This is a genomic window from Luteitalea sp. (assembly GCA_009377605.1).
Taxonomy (GTDB): domain Bacteria; phylum Acidobacteriota; class Vicinamibacteria; order Vicinamibacterales; family Vicinamibacteraceae; genus WHTT01.
Genome location: WHTT01000103.1, coordinates 1 through 20,234 on the forward strand (window position 1 = coordinate 1; position 20,234 = coordinate 20,234).

The following is a 20,234-nucleotide window of genomic DNA, read 5'->3' on the forward strand; positions in this document are numbered from 1 at the left end:
CGGGGCTCGCAAGTGAGCGTCGGGGAGCGCGGCCGGAGGCCGCGGTCCGCTAGAACAATCGGACGAGGACCTCGATCCCCGGTTCCATCGCTCCCGCGCCCGCCGGAATCTCGAAGTACCCATCGGCCTGCGACAGGCTCGTGATGTCGCCGGAGCCTTTGAACACCGGCACCGCCACCTCTCCGTCGAGCCGCACGGGATAGAACTGATGGCGATCTTGGGGCGAGCTCACCCGTGTCGCGAGACGAGCGCGGACGGTCGGCGGCGTCCATGGCGCCAGCCGTGCCATGGCGCGAAGCAGTGGTACCAGCAGCACATAACCGTTGGTCAGGCAGGAGGTTGGATTGCCTGGCATGCCGAAGACCAGCGTCTCTCCAACACGCGCGAAGGCCGTCGGCTTGCCTGGCTTCACGGCAATGCCATGAAATAGCACTTCTCCACGCTCACGCAGCACGTCCAGCAGAAGATCCCGTGCGCCCACGGAGCTCCCGCCCGAGCAGACAATCAGGTCGGCGTCCGACGCCTCGTCGAACGCGCTGCGGAGCGCATCGAAATCGTCTCGTACAGGCGGGCGCGGTCGAGGCTGCCCGCCGTGCGCCGATACCAGCGCAGCCAACGTGAAGCGATTCACGTCATAGACGCTAGCTACGGCCGACGGCTTGCCAGGTTCTACCACCTCGTTTCCCGTTGAGAAGATGACGACGCGTGGCTGCGTGTAGACCGTGAGGCCTGCGAGGCCGAGCGCTGCCAACGCTCCTACGCGGGCCGGCGAGAGTGTCTCACCGGCGCGCAGCACGAGATCACGGACGCGGATGTCCGAGCCGTGCGGTGCGATGTGCTGGCGCCCGCGCGCCGCCGCCCGGATGAGAACGGCAGCCTCGTGCCGCTCGGTTTCCTCGACCATCACCACGGCATCCGCACCAGTCGGAATGGGCGCACCGGTGGCGATCTCCATGCACTCGCCGGGCTGGAGCGTACGCGCTGCTGGTGTCCCAGCGAAGAGCGTGTCGACGAGCTGCAGGGAGACGGGTGCCGCTGCCGTCACGCTCTGCGTGTCTGCGGCGCGGACCGCGTATCCGTCCATCATTGCCCGGTCGAACGCCGGGACGTCGACGGCAGCGTGCACCTCTTCGGCAAGGACTCGCCCGGCCGCACCGATGAGCGGTACGCGCTCGGTTCGTGTGATGGGCCTTGCCGCGTTCGCCGTCAGCGTCCGGGCCTCATCCAACGTGATGATGTTGGTGAACGGCCGCATCCGTCCGTAGATGGCTTCGCTCATAACGTCAACGTGTAGCTTCGCGGACCAGGTGACCGAGCTCGGGCAGGATGAGCCGATCCATTGCGAGGCGAACAGCCGCCGGTGAGCCCGGTAGCGCCATGAGGAGACGTGTTTGCGAGACGCCTGCGCATGCGCGCGACAGCATGGCCGCGGAGCCAATCTCCTGGTAGCTCAGCATCCGAAAGAGCTCGCCGAAGCCGGGAAGCGGCTTGTCGAACAGGCGTGAGATCGCCTCGTGGGTATTGTCGCGCCGGCCGATTCCGGTACCACCAGTCGTGATGATGGCTTGCACCTCCGGCATGGCGCGCCGCCACTGAATCCAGTTGATGACCTCCTCGGGGTCGTCCTTCACGAGCCCGCGATCAACGATTCGATGTCCGTTGGCTTCCAGCAGCTCCACGATGAGCCGACCACCCGTGTCGGTCTCGAGAGTGCGGCTGTCGCTGATGCTCAGGACGGCGCACCCGACGGATGTCGGCGCCGCAGCCCGATGCTGCTCATGGCTCATCGCACACATGCCTATCAAACCATATCATTCCTGCTTTGCATCGCCGCCAACGCGCGGCGATATGGCTCGCGCGCCGCCTGGCGGCTGACCGGATAGGGCAGCCGAACGCGCTTCACGATAGGATCCCTTCATGGTAAGGCCGTTGTGCCACAGGTTGTTCTGGCTGGCGGCTGGCGTCGCACTGCTGGCGCTGGCGGTCGGTCGAGGCGAGAGCCCGGCGTTGGCCGCCTCTGGCGGCCGTCAGGCGGCCGCCGCGCAAGATCAATGGGTCGCATCCACGTTGGCGGCGATGACACTCGACCAGAAGGTGGGCCAGCTCCTCGCGCCTGGCTTCTCGGCTGTCTACACGAGCAGCGACAGCGACACCTTCGACGCGCTCGCCGAGCTCGTCCGCGAATATCACGTTGGCGGATTCGTCGTCTTTGGCGGTGCAGAGCCAACGCCCGGCGTCCTGCTCAACCCGAGCTGGCCCACGACGACGTTGGGACAGCCACTTGCGGCGGCGTCGCTCGCCAATCGGCTGCAGGCGCTGTCGAAGATCCCTCTTCTCAACTCCGCTGATTTCGAGACTGGCCCCGGCTTCCGCCTACGGGGAGCGACGACGTTTCCGCGCGCCATGGCGTTTGGCGCCGCCGGTGACGAGCAGCTTGCCTACCAGGCGGGACGCATCACGGCCGTCGAGTCGCGTGCGCTTGGTATCCAGCTCGATTTTGCTCCCGTCGTCGACGTCAACAACAATCCGCGCAACCCGGTCATCAACACGCGGTCGTTTGGCGAGGATCCGGCCATGGTTGGGAAGCTCGCGTCTGCCATGGTGCGTGGCATGCAGGAGGGCGGCGTGCTCGCCACGCTCAAGCATTTTCCTGGGCACGGCGATACGGCGGTGGACTCGCATCTCGGCTTACCGGTGATCGACAAGCCACGTGAGGCGCTGGAGCGACTCGAGCTCGTGCCGTTTCGGCTTGCGATCGACGCCGGCGCTGGCGCGGTTATGACGGCCCACATGTCACTGCCGCAGATCGACGCAACTCCCAATACGCCTGCGACGCTCAGCCGTCCGGCGGTCACTGACTTGCTGCGCAATCGGATGGAGTTCGAGGGCTTGATCGTCACCGACTCGATGGAAATGGCGGGTGTCACGAAGCTGTACAACCCTGGTGAGGCGGCCGTCCGCGCCGTACAGGCCGGCAACGACATCGTCTTGCACTCTCCCGATGTGCCTGCCGCGTTCCGAGCGATCAAGGCAGCCGTTGAGCGTGGGGAGATTGGCGTTTCACAGATCGATCGGTCGGTTGAGCGTATCCTCCGCGCGAAGGCGCACCTAGGGCTGCACGAACAGCGCGAGGTTGATCTCGCGAAGCTGCCGGAGGTCGTGGGCGCGCGCACGCACGAAGCCGTGGCCGATGAGGTCAGCCTCCGATCGATGACGCTGGTCAAAGACGAGGGGTCGCATGTGCCGCTCCCTGCGGCGCGCGAGGCTGCCGTGCTCTACTTGTCGGTGCTCGATTACGCGTCGAACTGGGGTATCGGCGCTCCCAGCCGAACGCTGGTTCCGGAGTTGAAGAAGCGTTGGCCGACTGTGACAGCGATCGAGCTCTCGGATCGGACATCGAAGTCGGAGCTCGATCTGGTTCGAGCCATGGCCACCAGGTATGACGTCATCGTGGCGGGCCTGTTCGTCCGGACTGCGTCGGGGAGTGGAAGGATGGACCTGGCGGAGCCCGTCGTCTCGCTCTTGCGCGATCTGGCCGAAGTGTCCGAACGGCGCCGCGTGCCGTACGTCGGTGTGTTGTTCGGCAATCCTTACGTCGCGATTCATCTCCAGGATCTACCGGCGCTGATGCTCACGTATGACTTCTACGACGTGGCTGAGAGATCGGCGGTCCGAGCGCTCGCGGGTGAGGCGGGGATCGGTGGGCGTCTCCCCATCGAGTTGCCGGGCTTCGCGCCACGTGGCTCCGGCCTCACGCGCGAGGCCCGGTCGTCGACCGTGTCACCAGGTCCACAATGAGGTTGTGGCGTCACCGCTCGCCTGCTTCCGGCCTCTCTGGTTGTGGTAGCATGAATGGTTCGTGCAGGTGCCGGCGGCCACGCCGTGCGCCGTGCTCGAGTCGTTCCCGCCGGCCGGTGGTGGAAAACCAACTCGCGCCCTTAGCTCAGCTGGATAGAGCGTCTGGCTACGAACCAGGAGGTCGCAGGTTCAAGTCCTGCAGGGCGCGCCATCCTCCGCTTCGCGTCGGTTGTCGCTCCCTGCCGTTCTTAGCCGCCGCGCGACGCGCTCACGCTCGTCGCGACGGGGGTCAAGTCCTGCAGGGCGCGCCATCCAACTTCGGTCTGTTCCGGACACATAGGTGACAGTCTATTCCGGCCGGAATACCGGTGTTACCTGTCTCTCGGGAAGGGCACAAGCGGGTAGTGTCTTAAGACGTTGGTGACACCCCAACTCTCTTTTTGGCCACCGGCCGTTCGTAGGCTGTCTGTCCATCGAGGGGCCCATGGGGCCGGTGGTAGTTATAGTAGCTCTCCCACTCCCGCAGCTTCCGGTTGAAGAGGTGAATATCGTCGGTCACGCCTTTCTTGTCCAGGAGCTGATCGAACTCCTGGTCATCGACGCGGTGCGAGCGTTCCACTTTGCCATTCAGGCGCGACGTGTGGGGGCGGTGTTCGTCCGCGCCCACGTGAACCTCATCCTGTAACGAAGCTTGTGAAGAACACGGCGAAGATATGGGTGATCGCGGAGTCCATCGCTCCGCGACGATCTTCCAGTTCCCAGGGCGAGTACTGAGACTCGACGAATTCTCTTGTATTCTCCGGCATCTATGGCGATCCTGTCCCCGTTTTCAGACTGCGCCGTGTTCTCGGCGCCGGCAGGAGGATGGTGCGGGTGCAAAGAGCGATCAGAGGCCAGGTGACTTTGCTGGAGCGGGATCTCCCGTTCATGGAGCTGTCGCTCATCGCGCAGGCCGATCGCCGGAGTCGGGATCCGGCGTACTCTGGCCACTCATGGTTTGCGCGGCGTCCTCCCGGCGCGATGCGCGGGCTCCTCTTGGCGGCGGCGCTCCCTCACGACACGACCCGTGACGACTACTGGACTTCGTTCGCATCCGCGGAGCCGGCTCTCTCCGGGCTGCGCGCTCACGACCCGTTTGCCGGAGGAGGAACGATTCTCGTTGAGGCTGCCCGTCTTGGCGCGGAGCCGTCCGGGATGGACGTCGATCCCCTGGCAGTACAGATCGTCAAACACGAGCTGTGCCCTCCTGACGCTACCGAGCTGAAGCGAGCTGCCGCACGGCTCGCGAAGTTCGTGCAGGCAAAGACCGCGCACTTGTACGCGAAGACCCAGAAAGGGTGGACACCGCTCCACTACTTCTTCGTCCACGAAGTCACATGCCCGGCGTGTTCCGACCGCAATCTTCTCTACCGTGACCTCGTCGTTGCAAGGGACCTGGGCAAGCACGGCGGGGTCGTTCGAAGGAGCGCTGTGCACGCTTTCTGCCCTCAGTGCCTCCGCGTGCACCAGTTTGCGGATGCGGATCGTAAGACGCTCATATGCTGCTCGCGCACCTGGCCGCTCTACGAGGGGCCGTTCTCGGCACAGTCGTTCAAATGCCCGGGTTGCGGCACCGCATCCATGCACGCCGAGCTGAAGACCGCCGCATGCCCGCGCAGGCTGATCGCCGTGGAGGAGACGCGCGAAGGCGAGTACCGGCGTATTCGCGCACCGAACGGCCGTGACCGCGAACTCCTCGCCGAGGCTCAGCGCTACGTGAGCAGGAACCGCCGGTTTCTGACCCTTCCTTCGGGCCGGTTCAAGACGGACCGGATTGACGCCCGCCCGGTCAGTCTCGGCATCATCGAACCTGTGCAGCTCTTCACGGACCGTCAGCTTGCGGTCTTTGGTCGTGGGTTCCGGTGGCTTGAGGACGAGGATATATCCCTGGACGTCCGGCGCGCTCTTACTCTCGGCCTGTCCAACGCACTTGCGACGAACAACAAGTTCTGCGGCTACGCGCGGGACTACGGCCGCATCGCGCCTCTGTTCAGCGTGCGCGGCTACTCGCTTCCCGCACTGTCCGTTGAACTCAACCCATTCCATCCGAAGGCGGGGCGCGGCACTCTGCCGAAGATTCTCGAACGTCTCGTGTGCTCATGTGAGGCTTCCGAGGTCCGCCGCTATGTCTGGTCGGTGAAGACCAAGCGGCCCTCACCACAAACGATGCAGTTCGCGCCCTTCCGTGCCCGAAACGGCGTTCGGTGTGAGAGCGCCGCCTCGCGGAGTGACAACGACCGGAACTCCGTCGATCTGTGCGTGTTCGATCCGCCGTATTTCGACTACATTGCCTACAGCGAGCTGTCTGAGTTCCATCGCGCATGGCTTGACTCCCGACGGCTCGGGGGGACGCCCCTCCTTCCTGACACGGCTGACCCGGTCGGTTCGTTCGCAACATCGCTCGCCGATTGCCTTCGGGAGATCAAGCGGCGCCTGCGGCCGGGCCGGCCGCTCGCGTTCACGTACCACGCTGCCACGTCCGATGCGTGGGATGCCGTCGGACGGGCGCTGGACGCCAGCGACCTCTTAGTAACGGCTCTCTGGCCGCTCAGGAATGACGTGCACATGGGGCACCACACGGCCAGCGGGAACTGCGAGTGGGACGTGGTCGTGGTCTGCCGCCGGGCGAGCGAATGCAGGAAGACCAGGAGCCGTGTATCGGTCGATCGCTGGCGGCAGGCGATTGGCAGGCTCCCGCTCAGTGATGCCGACCTCAACGGGATGAAGCACGCCATCGCAATGGCCAGGAACCGATTCGGAGAGCCCAGCTGAAACTGCAGTGGGGGTCGCTGTGAACGCTGACGAACGAACCAAGCGCATCGCCGAGCACAGTGACAAGGCTGATCGGACAGTCCGCCTCTGGTGCAAGGGCCAGTGGAAGGACTTCTCGGTCATCCGTGTGGAGGTGGAAGCGCTTCTGCTCAACCCAGACAATCGGCGGTTCTCCGCGGAGAAGCACCTCATGGAAAACAAGCTCGGTCATTCGCTGGACCCGGAGTCCAGCCCGGATGACGAGCGGTCCGTGATTTCCATCCTGCTCGACTCATCCCCGCACGTGGACGGGAACAGGGTCGTAGGGACGCCCTCGACCGACTACGAAGCGCTCAAGGGAGACTGGTTGGACCGCGGGCAGGAGAACCCTTTTTGGATTCGTCCCGACGGGACGGTGCGGAACGGAAACCGCCGCCTCGCGATGATCAAGCGTCTCCAGGACGACTCGGCGGGCGATGTGCACCGCAGGCTCGACGCTATCATCCTCGGTCCTGATATCGATGAGGGTGACCTGTTCCAGATGGAACAGCGTGAGCAGCTCACCGAGGACTTCAAGGTTCGCTACACCGACGTGAACCTTCTACTTAGCTTGCGGGAAGCGGCAGAGTTCGAGCAGATAGACTGGGCAGATAACGCCGACATCGAGCGCGTCGCGGGCACGCTGCAGTGGCTCACCAACGGAGACAAGAAGTACGCCATAAAGCAGCTTCGCGCCATCAAGTACATGGACGCGTACCTCCTCGACTCCAATGCAGAGCGCCAATATCACAAGCTGCTTCGTCAGGTTGAGCGGTTCCGCGACGTCGGGTGGGTGATGGGGAAGATGGACGACTACCCGGACAGCCAGCAGAACATGCTGCGCCTGTGCTTCGCCGCGGTGCGAGCGTCCAACCCCCACGGACACATACGGAAGCTGTGGAACATCTTCCGTGACGACCGCGATCGTTACGACAAGATGATCTCGGGCTTGGAGGAAGACGAGGCCGAGTGGGAGGACGCGCAGAGCAACGATCTTCCTGAGCCCGATATCTCCGTGGAGCCCGACGAAGACGACGAAGACGACGAGCCGCCGGTTCCGACGAGTGCAAACTACCCGAAGGAGAAGGTCAGGACACGCATCGAGAATGCGGTGGACGGCTACCTCGCGAAGGACCGCGGCACTGCGCAGAGTCTTGAGCAGGTGCTCGATCGCCTGACCTCCCTCACTACACCCGAAGACCGCATCTCGGCGGCGCTCGAGGCCGACGACACCGGTCCGGTTCGGCAACTGCTCAAAGCTATCTATGCCTGGGCCGAGGGCGCGAAGACGCGGTATGAGTAATGACCGATCAGGATCGCGTTGTCATGTCGGCAGAGGGCGACGCGGTCATCGTGACGCACCCGTCGCTTGTCACCAACCGCGCTGCGCGGATGTTCTTCGGGTCGATTCTTGGAGCGACGCTGAAGGATGATGGCTGGATCTGCCCGCGACGCAGACGACCTCTGGGCGAAGTTGTCGTCCGTATCAACACGTTTCTTGAAAGCAAGGGCTGGGTTGTCGAACGCGTCAGCATCGTCGACGACGTTGTGCAGCGCGATATCGAGCGCAAGCGTAGCTTCCAGCGAACCCGGCGCAGCGCGGTTGCGTTTCGAGACGAAGGTACGTCGGAAGTCGACCTGCCTACGACCGTTCGAGCGATGGAGCAGGCGGGCTGGGACAGCGACGCTCGCAGCCTGAGACCTCATCAGCAATGGGGTGTCGTTCATAGCCTGACCGCAATCAACGCCGCGAACTTCTCCGTTCCAGGTTCGGGCAAGACGGCCACGACGCTGGCCGTGGCCGCAACGCACCTCGCGGCCGAGACTATCGACGTGGTGATCGTAGTCGGTCCGCTGTCGAGCTTTGCTCCCTGGGAGAAGGAGTCGAGGACCGCGCTCCAGGACACGTTCAGGGTGAGCAGAGTCCGCGGCTCCGCGCAGGCGCGTCGTGACATGTACGCCGCCGCCGAGCGCGGGGCACTGCTCTTGACGAGTTACGCCAGCGCCGCTTCCGACAAGTCCGCGATCATCGAGCTCTGCAAGCGCCTGAAGGTGATGCTTGTCGTGGACGAATCGCATCGCGTGAAGCGCTTCCGCGGCGGGGTATGGGCCCCGGCGCTCGTGGAGGTCGCACGCGACGCGCGTGTACGCACCATCCTGTCGGGCACACCCATGCCGCAGAGCGGCAAAGACCTGTACTCCCAGCTCAACATCCTGTGGCCGCGCGGCGACCTGACAGGGCCGCCGGAAACGTTCGCGACGAGGGTGACGCGGGATTTCGCAGGCGTCCTGAACGATGTGCTTCCGTTCGTGTCACGCACTCCGAAGGAGGCGCTTGGCCTCCCCCCATACACGGTCACTGTCCACGATGTTGAGATGGACGGAACACAGGCCGAGGTCTACGAGCTGGTGGAAAGCCATTTCAGGAAGCGTGTCGAAGGGATCGGCGCATGGAGGGACAAGATCGAGCGCCTTCGCAGGGGCAGGCCAATCCGGCTACTCCAGGCGGCCTCAAATCCGGACCTCCTGAATCGCCGCGACAGCTACTTCTCCCTTCCGCGCATGGAGGTGCCAAACGCCACTCTGATGGATCGGCTGGCGATGTACCGCGTCACCGACGTGCCCGCGAAGTCCCTCAAGGCACTGGAGCTCGTCCGAGGAATCGCCGGGGAAGGTGGGAAAGTGGTTTGCTGGAGCAACTTCGTTCCGAACCTTGACCACTTCACGAGTCTGGTACGTGCGAAGCTGTCTGTGCCGACTTACCAGATCGATGGCCGGGTTCCCGCCGGGGACGAGACCATCGACGACGCGCAGAACGACCATCCGCAGAACCCAGGAGACGATGATACGCGCGAGCAGATCATCGACCGCTTTCTGAATCTCCCCGGGCCCGCGGTGCTCGTTACCAACCCAGCGTCCTGCTCAGAATCGATTTCGCTGCACACGAGTTGTCACAATGCGGTGTATCTCGACCGCACCTACGACTGCGCGCTCTTCCTCCAGTCGATCGACCGCATCCACCGCCTCGGTCTTCCCGACAACGTGCAGGTGCGCATCCATATCGTGCAGGTCACCAGGGACGGAAATCCCACCGTCGATCACCTCGTGGCGGGAGCCCTCGCGCGCAAGGAGGCGACGATGCGCACCCTGCTGGAAGGCGCGTCGCTCGAACCGGTTGGGCAGCTTGACCCGCTCACGGACGCGGAAGGCTCCCTCGAGGACCTCGCTGAACTTCTCCGCTACTTCCTCGGAGAAGATGGCTAGGTGGACAGGCCGTCCGACTGGTTCACCCCGGCGAGGTTTCGGCGGCTTGCTGACATCCTCCCGTCGATCGACGGCGCGGCGCCTGGAATGCCCGCCTCTGATGCCGCGCGTCGCGTTTGGCGCGTGTGCGGCGGTCCGCTTTCCGAAATGCCGGACCACCTGGCCCTGCTCGTCGAGCTCGATCTGATCAGGCTGCACAACGCCGCGTATTTCCGGACGGGCGGCGGCAACAAGCTCACGAAGGCTCTTCGGAAAGGGGACACGAGCGGGCTTGCGGTCGCGCTCATTCATGCAGGGTGCTTTCACGACCAGGCGCGGCACTTGCTGGAGCGCGGCACGAGCGACGCACGACAGCGGTTGATTGTGGCGCGCCGCGAGGCCATCGTCGGTGCTCCGCAGCTCCTGTCGCTGCTCGAAGTCTGGAGCGAGGTCGAGGTTCGTCCGCGGGTCGTCATCCCCCCCGCCCTGGTCACCGAACTCGAAGCGGCCTGGGCACTGCTTCCGCCGGAGCCTGAGATTTCGGAATGGCAGCGCGAGCGCAAGGCCGTCGGAGACCGCGCCGAGCTATACACTGTGCAGTTCGAGCGGGCACGCGCAACTGACAAGAATTGGATTCGCTGGGTGGCGCGCGACGCCGACGATCTGGGTTGGGATGTCGAAGATCGCTCGACCGATCCCGTCAAGCGCATCGAGGTGAAGGGGAGCCGCGACCGGCGCGAGATGTTCTTCCTGTCCGAGAACGAGTGGAAGAAGGCCAGCGAGCACGGCGACAACTACATCCTCCATTTCTGGGGCGCGATCGACTTGACCCGCAAAGTCGCTGTGGAGTACGCCGCGCTCAGGGCCGAAGGCTACCCGGTGGAGATTCAGAACCCCGCGAAGGCAATCAAAGACGGAGCGTGGATCGCGACGTCGACGCGCTGGCGTATCGAGCGGAACAGTTCGTGAGCGCGACGCGTCCTGTTCCCAGCGGAACGAGGTGACGCGGGCGGCCTCGAGCGCGCGGCAGACGTACTGGCTGACCGTGAGGTTTTCCGCCCGCGCGCGCTTCTCGAGCCTCCGGCGCGCGTGGCGTCGCTGCGCCTTATGTCGCGATGGCCTGGGGTTCGTGCTCGCCAACCAGCGGGTCCCCGAGGGCGCATCCGCTGGTGCTGGCCGGCGCTCGGCGACGCCGGCGTGATGCTCCAGGAGTATTGGCGAGATGGGCGCCGAGCGGCTTGACGGTGCGTTGAGCACCGCGGGCGGATGCCCTGCCTCTGGAGGCCAAGCTGCGATGTGGGCCGCCACCCTCGCCAGGGAGGCCTGGAAGTGGCTGCTTTTGCGAAAACGTCGTGGTCCGCGCTATCGTGTGTTCTCCAGGAGGTTGTTGGTGGATCGGAGCATCGCTGAGCGCCACGTCGCACTCGAACAGCTTTGTCGTCGCCACCGCGTCGCAAGGCTGGAGCTGTTTGGTTCCGCGGCTCGTGGTGACGATCTGGCGCCCGGAAGCGACATCGACTTCCTCGTCGAGTTCGAGCCCCTCCCGCCTGGGACTTACGCCGATACGTACTTTGACCTCCTCGAAGCCCTCGAACAGCTCTTTGGGCGGTCCGTGGACCTTGTCGTCGCCTCTGCGATCAAGAATCCTTACTTCCGCGAGTCAGTTGAGCGCGCGAAGGCTCTCGTCTATGCGGCTTGAGTCGAAGAAGTACCTCGACGACATCCGACGTGCGGCACGGCTGATCGCAGAGTTCACGGTCGGCTAAGAGCTCGCGGGCTACCAGAGCGATGCGATGCTTCGAGCTGCGGTGGAGCGAGAGTTCGAGATTATCGGCGAGGAACTGGCTCAGTTGGCCCGCATCGATGGCGACGCCGCGTCGCAGATAAGCGAGTACCAGCGGATCATTGCCTTCCGCAACATTCTCATCCACGGCTACGCCGATGTCGACGATCGGCTTGTCTGGGACATCGTCGAGACAAAGCTCCCGACGCTGCGAACGGAAGTCGAGGCGCTGCTTAGGCAGCGCTGACGTTCCGGCTTCGCGTGTGCTGTGAAGGGAATGAGTGCAAGCAGCAAGAAGCGGTTCCGACGAGCCACGGTCCGCGGGTTCGCACGAAGGCCGGACCAATCGATGTGCTCCTCGTCAGTCCGGACGGACGGGTTTATGGCTCTGGTCGAGACGAGGCTCCCTCGCAATCCGCAAGCGCATCGCCACGTGCTGGCGTAGAAGCAACTAGTGTCCTGACCGCGTGGTTCGCGCAATAAGTGACGCGGCCTGAAAGTCGAGTGTGCGTTGAGCGAAGCGCGCAATGCTGGCGAGGATCTCGTCGGCGCTTTTGGTCCACACAAAGGGGGTCGCCCTGGCGTGATGCGCGGTGATGAACGCCCGAATCGCCGCCTTGAGCTGCGCGACGCTGCGGTGGACCCCTCGCCGCAGTTGTTTGTTCGTGAGCTCGGCGAACCAACGCTCCACGAGGTTCAGCCATGACCCGTAGGTCGGTGTGAAGTGGACGTGAAAGCGCGGGCGCTTCGCGAACCAGTGTCGGATCAACGGCGTCTTATGCGTCCCGTAGTTGTCCATGATCAGATGCACGTCAAGGTGCCGAGGCACGGCGGCGTCCACCGCGTCCAGGAACTGCCGGAATTCGATCGAGCGATGCCGTTGATGGAACTGCGTGATCAGCTCACTGGTCTTCACGTTGAGCGCCGCAAACAACGTGGTCGTCCCATGCCGTCGGTAGTCGTGCGTGCGACGCTCGGCCTGCCCGGGGCGCATCGGCAACACGGGTTGCGTGCGATCCAACGCTTGAATCTGCGATTTCTCGTCGACACAGAACACGACCGCATGTGTTGGCGGATGCATGTACAGGCCGACGATGTCCCGCACCTTCTCGATGAGCAACGGATCTGTCGACAGCTTAAAGGTCTCGCTGCGATGCGGCTGCAGGCCAAAGACGCGCCAGATCTGTTGAATCGTCGTGCGCCCCAACCCGCTCACTTTTGCCATGCCGCGGCTGCTCCAGTGCGTCTCACCGCGCGGCGTCTCCTCCAGGGTCCGTACGATCACCTGCTCAATTTCCTCATCGCTGATCTGCCGTGGTGTCCCCGGGCGCGGCTCGTCGTACAACCCGTCCAGGCGCTCGCGCACAAACCGGCCGCGCCATTTGCACACGGTGGTCTGCGACATCCGCAGCCGTCGTGCCACGACCGTGCTGTCCAGGCCCTCGGCGCACGCGAGAATGATCCGCGCACGTCGCGCCAGCTGCGGCGCCGTGCGAGACCGATGGGCCAACGAGTCGAGTCGCACGCGTTCGTCGTCCGTCAGCATCAGCGCAACCTTCGGGCGTCCCGGTGGCATGCTCGCCTCCTTGTAGACGAGTACGACTGGGCCGCGCTATTTATTTCACATTCTTCGCGGTCAGGACACTAGCGCAAAGCCGGTGTACGGATTTACTGCTACATCTGGCGAACGAGGGTAAAGCCATGGTCCCTGAGGATTGGGAGGTGACGAATGCCGCTACCGACGGCAGAAGAAGCGTATAGCCAACTGCAGCAGGCGCCAGCACGCGGGGCCATTCAGGTGGACGTTCAGGTGCGGGTCGCGACTCTTGCCGCCGCGGTCGGGGCAGAGGCGGCTCGGACGATGTCCGCAGCGAACCGCGAGGCCGCGGCCACTATTGCGGCGGCGAACGATGCACTGCGCGAGAGCATCGAGGCGTTCACTGCCGCGTCGGACCGCGGAACGGCAGAACTTGCGAAATGGTCAGCGAGTACAGCTCGATGGACCAAGGCGCTCACCTTCGCAACCATAGCGCTGGTGCTTGCGGCGGTTGTGCAGGTCGGGCTCATGTGGACTGGGAGATAGGCGAGTCGCGGGAGTCGGGCTCGACCCGGGAACTGAACAATCTGTAAACAATTCGCCGCCGAACACGGGGTACGGACAGGTGCGGGCCCGAGCTAAACCTACGAAGAACCAACAAGATAGCAAGCCTGCGTTAAGCTACGAACCAGGAGGTCGCAGGTTCAAGTCCTGCAGGGCGCGCCATCCTCCGCTTCGCGTCGGTTGTCGTTCCCTGCCGTTCTTAGCCGCCGCGCGACGCGCTCACGCTCGTCGCGACGGGGGTCAAGTCCTGCAGGGCGCGCCATTTCACATAGGCGAGCTGGAGCGTGACGACGTCGGGGTGACGTTAACCCGAATCCTGAATCCGGAATCCTGTCTCCTGTTTTCCTGTCTCCCGTTTCCTGTTTCTGTTCCTGATCCCTACACAAGAGGACGCCAGGTGAAGTGCATCGCGGCAAACGCGCCCTGCAGCAGCAGGCCGATGGCGGCCCACTGCAGGCAGGCTGCGGGGGAGAGCCGCCAGCCGAGGTACAAAAAGACGGGGAACAGCGTCGACACCATGCGGCCAGTGGACATGAAGCCGCCGGCGAAGAGCGGTGGGGCAAGGTTCAGCAGCACGAACACCGCGTATGGAAGACCGATCCGCCGCGCGACGGGCCAACAGCACGCCAACGCGCCGAGTGCAGCCACGGCGTTCAGAAACGCGAACAGCCAGGCACGCGTCAAGTGGTCCGGGCCCTTGGACTGCAGCAGCTCGAAAAACCGAGCGGTGCTCTCCTGAATCCCGAGATACTCGCGTCCCCACGCCTTTTGCGCCTGGGCCCAGACGAACCACTCTCCCGTCAGACCATAGAGCCAGGCAGTATGCGCCAGCATCGCCAGACCGGGCGCTGCCGCCACGAGACCGCCGATCATCAACGTCCCGACGTCCCATCGTCGTCCAGGGGTCTGTCTCGCCAACGCGATGCCGATGAGCGCCAGCGGCACGCTGAGGAAGCAGCCGTTCGGTCTCGCGAGCCCAGCGAGCGCGCCCCACAGCGCCGCCTGAATCCACTCGCGGTGCCGGTAGTGGTAGAACGCGCCGAGTGACGCGAGCAGAAACAGTGCTTCGGTATAGACGGCGCTGAAAAAGAGCGCAAATGGAAACGCCGCCAGGAGCACGAGCGCGCGCGTGGCCGGCTCGTCAAGGGAAGCGCCGCGGCTCGCCGACACCGCCACGCCGGCGGTGTGGCCGGCAAGCCGTAATGGCGGGACGAGCTCGCGGCCGAGCCGGAAGAGGTAACGCTGGGCGAGAAAGAAGCTCCACAGCGAGATCAACATACCCGCCCAAAGCCAGCTCAACTCGCTGCGCTCGCTCATTTCCGGGTATGTCTCGTCCGATTCAGGCCTGCCCTGAGCCCCCAGCAATGCACCCCCCGTGCGCATCAACATCGGGTACGCGGGAAAGAACGCGACGTTCTGGTACCCGACGAGCTCGGGATCGTACCGGTAGCCGTCCTTCGCAATGCTGAGATACCACATGGCATCCCATTGGGCGGGCAGGTTGAGCCACTTGTGTTCGGTCACCGGGGCAGCAGCACCGCTCGGATATCCGATGATAAGTGTGGCGAAGTAGGCGGCGACCAGCACGGTGACGCGCGTGCTCCACGATGTCGCCCAGGCTACCCGGGTGGCGGGATCGCGCCAGAAGCGCTGCGCGCGCTGGCGCGCATCCGCAGGCCACGACGGCCGGCGCACGAGCGCGTGCCGTACACCGACGGTGACCAGCAGCAGGACTACCACGCGCCACACCGACGTCGCCGAGATCCGCGTGTCACCGAACGTCACGCGGAAGCCGTTGTGGAGCGTCGCCGAGCAGAACACGACCAGGAGCAGCGCCGACACGGTGTCGAGCGCGCGCGCCCACCACGGAAGGACCGCGGGATGGCTAGATGACGCGCCGGCGGTGTGACCTGGCGACGAGGCAACGACAGGATCAGGTGAAGGACTGATCGGACTCGACGTCGGGGGAGCCTCCTCGTCCGGCGTCGAAGGCCCTGCACCAGATCCATCAGAAAGCCGCGTCACGGCGTCTCCGTTCGTTTCGCTAGGCTGCCTGCGGTCTCGACCGACGGCTGCCCTTATAGAGGTCCTACTGATCGAAGAGGGACGGAAGGATATCCATAGCAACGTCTATCTTGGCGTCAAACGGTTCTCCGGGCGGTGGAGGTGTTAGAGTGTCTTGCCGTTCGCGATAGACGAACACGCGTCCTTGGAAGGCCAGAAATTCATCTTTCCGACCAATAAACCTAAACTTACTTGACGCTTTACCCGGCATTTCCGTTTTGGCGTCCTGGGTCAGCAACCTTATACACCTCCTTGTCGGCGTCGGAGAAGACGAAATCGAAGGGCCCCTCGAGTCGTGGGACGAGACTCAGGCGTGTGATCGTCACACGGAGCCTTGGGGTCACGGCGTGGAGGTGGAGCCCGGCGGCGGCGTCCACGTCAGCCGATAAACGCGCGCGGAGCCCTGGCGGTCGGGGAAGGTCGCCACGAACGTGAAGTACGCCGTCCTCTGGTCCATCGCTTCAAGGAACGCTTCCCGGTCGGCTGGCTTGTACCTGTCGAGATGGATGACGATGAAGTCCACACCAATCTCGTGAAGGGCCTCGATGGAGGGACCGCTCGGAAAGTGCCGCATGCGCGCCAACAGCCCGATGTAGGCCCGAGGGTAATATCCGCTGTAGCCATTCACCAGGCTCTGCCAGTGAAACGTCGAGTAGTATTCGTACTCCGCATCGTGCTGGGGATCGGCGCCGCTGAACCACATCGGCAGCTCGAGGACGACGCTTGGTGGCTGCTGGGCGAGCCATTGGTGTACGAGTAGCGGGCGCTGGGGCACGGTCCTCAGCGGCAGCGGCGCGGACCAGTACTCGATCACGAGCAGCACCGCGCAGACGGCTGGCGTCACCCGCCGTGCCGTTGCCGATCGGGTCAAGCCGCGGACCCCTGTCACACCCCAGGCGGCCAGGAGCGCGAGCGCCAAGTTGACGAGAATGGCGAACCGCCCCGGTGCCCGCAGGCCGCGAAACGGCGAGCCCGGCTCGAGCAGCCACGGATACACGAGGCCGTTCACGCCCAGCGAGAAGTCCACCGCAACAAGGAGCCCTACGAGGTAAATGAGGCGGATGGGCCTTGGTCTCCACAACAGCGCCAGGACGGCCAGCACGATCGCGGTGAGCCCGGGAAAGAGGCGTGCCTCACTCGCGCCGAGCGGACCTGACAGCCGCCCGTAGATGAAGTTCGCGCTTGGCGTCGCGAGGTAGCTCTCGGGATGCGCGCTCCACCGCCCGATCTCCTCAGTGCTGCGCTCGCCCATGCGCTCGGCATTCAGGCGGTACGGCCGGCTGTATGGCAGGACGACGAGGGCGGCGAGCAGCGCGCCCGCGAGCAGTGCCGTCATCACGCGCGATAACGGCGCGCGCCGGCAGAGCAGGAGGAGCGGACCGCCGAGGAGCAGGAGAAACGTGGTGATGAACAGGCCGTAGTAGACGCTCGACAGGAATTGCAGTAGCAGGAAGAAGCCCGTGAGCAGGCCGTCCTTCACGCGACCGGACTCCAGCGTCCGGTGCAGGGCCCAGAGCGTGAGCGGCATCCACTGCGCCCACTGCAGCTCCAGGTGCATGAAGTGATCGATGCGATACGGCGCCAGAGCGAACACGATACCTGCGACCACGGCCGCCCCGTCGCTTCTCGTCAAACGGCGCGCGAACAGGTACATGCCGACCGCCGAGGCCACCATGCCGCCGAGCAGCAGGACGTTGTAGACCGCCACCGCCGAGACGCCTGCCTCGATGAAGGGCGCGGCAAGCGCCCCCTCGAGGAATGTCGCGTCGGAGTTCGCCAGCGTTCCCGTCTCCGGGTAGAAGATGTTGCCGTCGAAGAGATGGCTGGGATCGTGGAAGATCTGCCGGGCGAGCCGCTTGAGACGCCAGATGCTGAAGAGTGGGTCGAAGTGATGGGCGACGGCATCGCCAAGGTGAGCGGCCTGCGGCCACGTGCACACGATCACCAGCCCCGCAAAGCCGGCGGTGACGGCAGCCAGCCTCGCGAGTGTCAGGGGCGCGAGATCTTGCGTCTGTTCGGACTCGGATGCCCGCACGTTGCTACCTAGTTAGGTGGGCCTGGGGACAATACCGGTGATGGCGTTCCCTGCCGGCCGTGCTCGACCGCAGATTCTAAGCCCCTCAGCCCTTCTGTGGCCACGACGGCCGGCACGACACCGCGTTGACGACCGAAAAGATAGCGGTGTTGGCGCCGATGCCGAGCGCCAACGTCAGGACCGCGATCGCAGTGAAGCCTGGACTCCGGCGCAGCACGCGCATCGCGTGCCGCACATCCTTCCACAGGTCTTCGACGAGGTTCATGCGTCGCATGTCCCGGCACTCCTCCTTCCGTTGCTCGACGCCCCCAAAGCCGCGCAGTACGATCCTGCGTGCGCCCTCAGGCGCAAGACCTTTCACCACTTGGTCCTGAATCTGTTGGTCGAGGTGATAGCGGACCTCTTCGTCCAACTCCTCGTCGACCTGGCGGCGGCGAAAGATGGCGCGCAGCCTGAGTGGCACCGTGTACAACCATCGTTCCAGGCGCATGGCTGAAACCTCTGTCAGGCGGACGCCTCACATGTCCGAGCGCAAGGCGATGATTGGGTCGGTGCGCGAGGCACGGCGCGCGGGAAGATACGTCGCCAACAGGGCGACGGTCGCCAGGCCCACCGCGACCGCAACGTATGTCACCGGATCCATCGGGCTCACGCCGAACAGCAGCGCGGACATGACACGAGTGAGCAGCAGGGCCGCGCCCATGCCGAGTGCGATGCCCGTCAGCGTCAGCACGACGCCATGACGGAGAAACAGCTGGCGCACGTCTCCGGTTTGCGCGCCGAGCGCCATGCGGATTCCAATCTCCCGTGTGCGCTGTGTCGCGACGTACGCAATCACCCCGTAGATGCCCACGACGCAGAGGAGCAGGGCCACGGACGCAGCAATAGCGAGGATGACCATGGCAAAGGATGTCTGGGCCATGGAAGCGGCGCGAATGTCATCGAGCGTTTGCACGTCGGCGAGCGGCAGGTTCGGGTTCACGGACCAGACGGCTTCCTGAATCTCGCCTAGAAACGTCGGCGACTGCATCCGTCGTGACCGAATGGCGTAGGCCATCGTGCGCGCGACGTCAACGGGCTCCGAATCCCCGCGTTTCATGAGCACTGGCCAGTACACGATGGTTGGCGCCGGCCTGTGCACGCCATTGTCGCGCTCGTTGCCGACGACCCCGATGATCTCACGCCAGGGATCGTAGGGACCCTGTCGGACGCGCTTCCCGAGAGCAGCAGCCGGTTCCTGCCAGTACTCACGGGCGAAGTTGTCGGACACCATCACCACCGGCGCGTACTGATAGATGTCGGCCCACGTGATCGCACGGCCGGCGATCACGCGGTTCCCCATCGTCTCGAAGTACCCGGGCGCAATCCGTTTCCTTCGGCGAAGCGGAGGTACCTGCTCGTCCTCATACAAACTGCCCTCTACCCACACGGCGTCCTGACCGCTGCTGCCGTCCATCGTGACCGACGAGGCGAGACCCACCGAGGTGACGCCGGGCACGTGTCGAAGGCGCTCGCTGATCTCCGCGTGCGTCCGAGTGGTCTGTTCCGGATCCTCGAGGAGCGCTTCGGGAATCGAGACCCGGAACGTATGCACCTCCTCGGGTCGGACGAAGCCGGGCTCGACCTGGCGCAAGGCTATAAATGTCCGAACCATCAGGCCGGATACGATCAAGAGGACGAGCGCGAGCGCGACCTCCGTCACGACGAGCGCATTGCGCGCCCGCTGCCGCCTTGGTGCGTCGCTGGCCGAGCGGCCGCCCTCCTTGAGTGCGGCGACGCTGGGCGCCCCGAGTCTCATGACGGGAATCAGGCCAAACATCACGCCCGTGATCACCGAGATGGCCAGCGTGAAGAGAAGCACCACCGGATCGATGGCGATCTCCTCGATCCGAGGCAAGCGTGACGGCGCGATCCTCGCGAGCAGGTGCACACCAAGCCATGCGAGCAACAGACCGAGCGACCCGCCAGCGAGCGCCAGCGCGACACTCTCGGAAAGCAGCCCGCGAGCGATGCGCCCGCGGCTCGCCCCCAGCGCGGCACGAACCGCAATCTCCTGCTGACGTCCTTCCGCTCGCACCAGAAAGAGATTCGCCACGTTGGCGCACGCGATCAGCAACACGATGCCCACCGTGCCAAGCAAGACCCACAGGACCTGTCCCACGTCTCCGATCACATCGGCCGCCAGCGGACGAACGTTTGGCTCCATCCGAACGCTGTCGAGCATCTGACGACTCAATCCAGACGGCAGTGGAAACCGGTCGTACACGAGCGGAATCATGCGCGCCACGTCAGCGTTGGCTTGCGTGAGCGTGATGCCGGGCCGGAGCCGAGCCACGCCGAAGAAGCCGAAGTTCGACCCAACGAATGTTTCCGCACGATTG

At 64.5% G+C, this 20,234-nt stretch carries 15 protein-coding genes, 1 tRNA gene and 1 pseudogene; 9 read left to right on the forward strand and 8 right to left on the reverse strand.

From position 1 onward, the window contains the following. Positions 1 to 49 precede the first annotated feature (49 nt). Together GEV06_24215 and GEV06_24220 are read right to left on the reverse strand one after the other, a co-directional pair. On the reverse strand, positions 50 to 1,255 hold the full coding sequence (locus tag GEV06_24215; GenBank protein MPZ20980.1) for a molybdenum cofactor biosynthesis protein: 1,206 nt from the start codon (positions 1,253 to 1,255) through the stop codon (positions 50 to 52). Positions 1,256 to 1,283: 28 nt separating this feature from the next. Further along, positions 1,284 to 1,787: a molybdenum cofactor biosynthesis protein gene (locus GEV06_24220; protein ID MPZ20981.1), complete on the reverse strand. Its 504-nt coding sequence runs from the start codon at positions 1,785 to 1,787 to the stop codon at positions 1,284 to 1,286. Between the two features lie 130 nt (positions 1,788 to 1,917). Here GEV06_24220 and GEV06_24225 point away from each other — a divergent pair, with 130 nt between their 5' ends. Further along, positions 1,918 to 3,798 (forward strand): hypothetical protein, encoded by a 1,881-nt coding sequence (locus GEV06_24225; GenBank protein ID MPZ20982.1) that lies wholly within the window; start codon positions 1,918 to 1,920, stop codon positions 3,796 to 3,798. Between the two features lie 134 nt (positions 3,799 to 3,932). After that, a tRNA-Arg gene (locus GEV06_24230) sits at positions 3,933 to 4,009 on the forward strand. A 198-nt stretch (positions 4,010 to 4,207) separates the two neighbouring features. Here GEV06_24230 and GEV06_24235 read toward each other — a convergent pair. After that, positions 4,208 to 4,447 (reverse strand): annotated as a pseudogene (locus GEV06_24235) (transposase). Between the two features lie 248 nt (positions 4,448 to 4,695). On the opposite strand from GEV06_24235, the gene GEV06_24240 reads away from it, so the two are divergent. From GEV06_24240 to GEV06_24265, 6 genes are all read left to right on the forward strand, one after another. Next, positions 4,696 to 6,609, forward strand: coding sequence for a hypothetical protein (locus GEV06_24240; protein ID MPZ20983.1), 1,914 nt, complete (start codon positions 4,696 to 4,698; stop codon positions 6,607 to 6,609). A gap of 19 nt (positions 6,610 to 6,628) precedes the next feature. After that, positions 6,629 to 7,930: a hypothetical protein gene (locus GEV06_24245; GenBank protein ID MPZ20984.1), complete on the forward strand. Its 1,302-nt coding sequence runs from the start codon at positions 6,629 to 6,631 to the stop codon at positions 7,928 to 7,930. Beyond that, positions 7,930 to 9,891 (forward strand): hypothetical protein, encoded by a 1,962-nt coding sequence (locus GEV06_24250; GenBank protein ID MPZ20985.1) that lies wholly within the window; start codon positions 7,930 to 7,932, stop codon positions 9,889 to 9,891. The genes GEV06_24245 and GEV06_24250 overlap by 1 nt, the downstream gene beginning before the upstream one ends. Next, complete coding sequence (locus tag GEV06_24255) at positions 9,892 to 10,839, forward strand: DUF3883 domain-containing protein (protein MPZ20986.1); 948 nt, start codon at positions 9,892 to 9,894, stop codon at positions 10,837 to 10,839. Between the two features lie 325 nt (positions 10,840 to 11,164). Beyond that, entirely contained in the window at positions 11,165 to 11,569 is a 405-nt protein-coding gene (locus GEV06_24260) for a hypothetical protein (protein MPZ20987.1), read from the forward strand. Between the two features lie 94 nt (positions 11,570 to 11,663). Further along, the gene (locus tag GEV06_24265) at positions 11,664 to 11,900 is read left to right on the forward strand and encodes a DUF86 domain-containing protein (protein ID MPZ20988.1); all 237 of its coding nucleotides are present in this window, start codon (positions 11,664 to 11,666) and stop codon (positions 11,898 to 11,900) included. A gap of 204 nt (positions 11,901 to 12,104) precedes the next feature. Here GEV06_24265 and GEV06_24270 read toward each other — a convergent pair whose 3' ends face one another. Then, a complete protein-coding gene (locus GEV06_24270) occupies positions 12,105 to 13,229 on the reverse strand; it encodes an IS630 family transposase (protein ID MPZ20989.1) in 1,125 nt (374 codons plus the stop codon). Between the two features lie 153 nt (positions 13,230 to 13,382). Between GEV06_24270 and GEV06_24275 the strand changes: the two genes are divergently transcribed. Next, complete coding sequence (locus GEV06_24275; protein MPZ20990.1) at positions 13,383 to 13,736, forward strand: hypothetical protein; 354 nt, start codon at positions 13,383 to 13,385, stop codon at positions 13,734 to 13,736. A gap of 396 nt (positions 13,737 to 14,132) precedes the next feature. Here GEV06_24275 and GEV06_24280 read toward each other — a convergent pair whose 3' ends face one another. The 4 genes from GEV06_24280 to GEV06_24295 all read right to left on the reverse strand — a co-directional run. After that, the gene (locus tag GEV06_24280) at positions 14,133 to 15,596 is read right to left on the reverse strand and encodes a hypothetical protein (GenBank protein MPZ20991.1); all 1,464 of its coding nucleotides are present in this window, start codon (positions 15,594 to 15,596) and stop codon (positions 14,133 to 14,135) included. 562 nt (positions 15,597 to 16,158) lie between these two features. After that, positions 16,159 to 17,853, reverse strand: coding sequence for a hypothetical protein (locus GEV06_24285; GenBank protein ID MPZ20992.1), 1,695 nt, complete (start codon positions 17,851 to 17,853; stop codon positions 16,159 to 16,161). Positions 17,854 to 17,938: 85 nt separating this feature from the next. Further along, the gene (locus tag GEV06_24290) at positions 17,939 to 18,343 is read right to left on the reverse strand and encodes a hypothetical protein (protein ID MPZ20993.1); all 405 of its coding nucleotides are present in this window, start codon (positions 18,341 to 18,343) and stop codon (positions 17,939 to 17,941) included. A 27-nt stretch (positions 18,344 to 18,370) separates the two neighbouring features. Next, on the reverse strand, positions 18,371 to 20,234 hold a 1,864-nt coding region (locus GEV06_24295; protein ID MPZ20994.1), incomplete at its 5' end, for an FtsX-like permease family protein.

Coding starts and splice junctions, on each gene's coding strand:
- GEV06_24215 (MPZ20980.1), bottom strand. CDS start 1,255: ATGCGGCCGTTCACCAACATCATCACGTTGGATGAGGCCCGGACGCTG.
- GEV06_24220 (MPZ20981.1), bottom strand. CDS start 1,787: ATGAGCCATGAGCAGCATCGGGCTGCGGCGCCGACATCCGTCGGGTGC.
- GEV06_24225 (MPZ20982.1), top strand. CDS start 1,918: ATGGTAAGGCCGTTGTGCCACAGGTTGTTCTGGCTGGCGGCTGGCGTC.
- GEV06_24250 (MPZ20985.1), top strand. CDS start 7,930: ATGACCGATCAGGATCGCGTTGTCATGTCGGCAGAGGGCGACGCGGTC.
- GEV06_24260 (MPZ20987.1), top strand. CDS start 11,165: ATGTGGGCCGCCACCCTCGCCAGGGAGGCCTGGAAGTGGCTGCTTTTG.
- GEV06_24265 (MPZ20988.1), top strand. CDS start 11,664: ATGCTTCGAGCTGCGGTGGAGCGAGAGTTCGAGATTATCGGCGAGGAA.
- GEV06_24270 (MPZ20989.1), bottom strand. CDS start 13,229: ATGCCACCGGGACGCCCGAAGGTTGCGCTGATGCTGACGGACGACGAA.
- GEV06_24275 (MPZ20990.1), top strand. CDS start 13,383: ATGCCGCTACCGACGGCAGAAGAAGCGTATAGCCAACTGCAGCAGGCG.
- GEV06_24290 (MPZ20993.1), bottom strand. CDS start 18,343: ATGCGCCTGGAACGATGGTTGTACACGGTGCCACTCAGGCTGCGCGCC.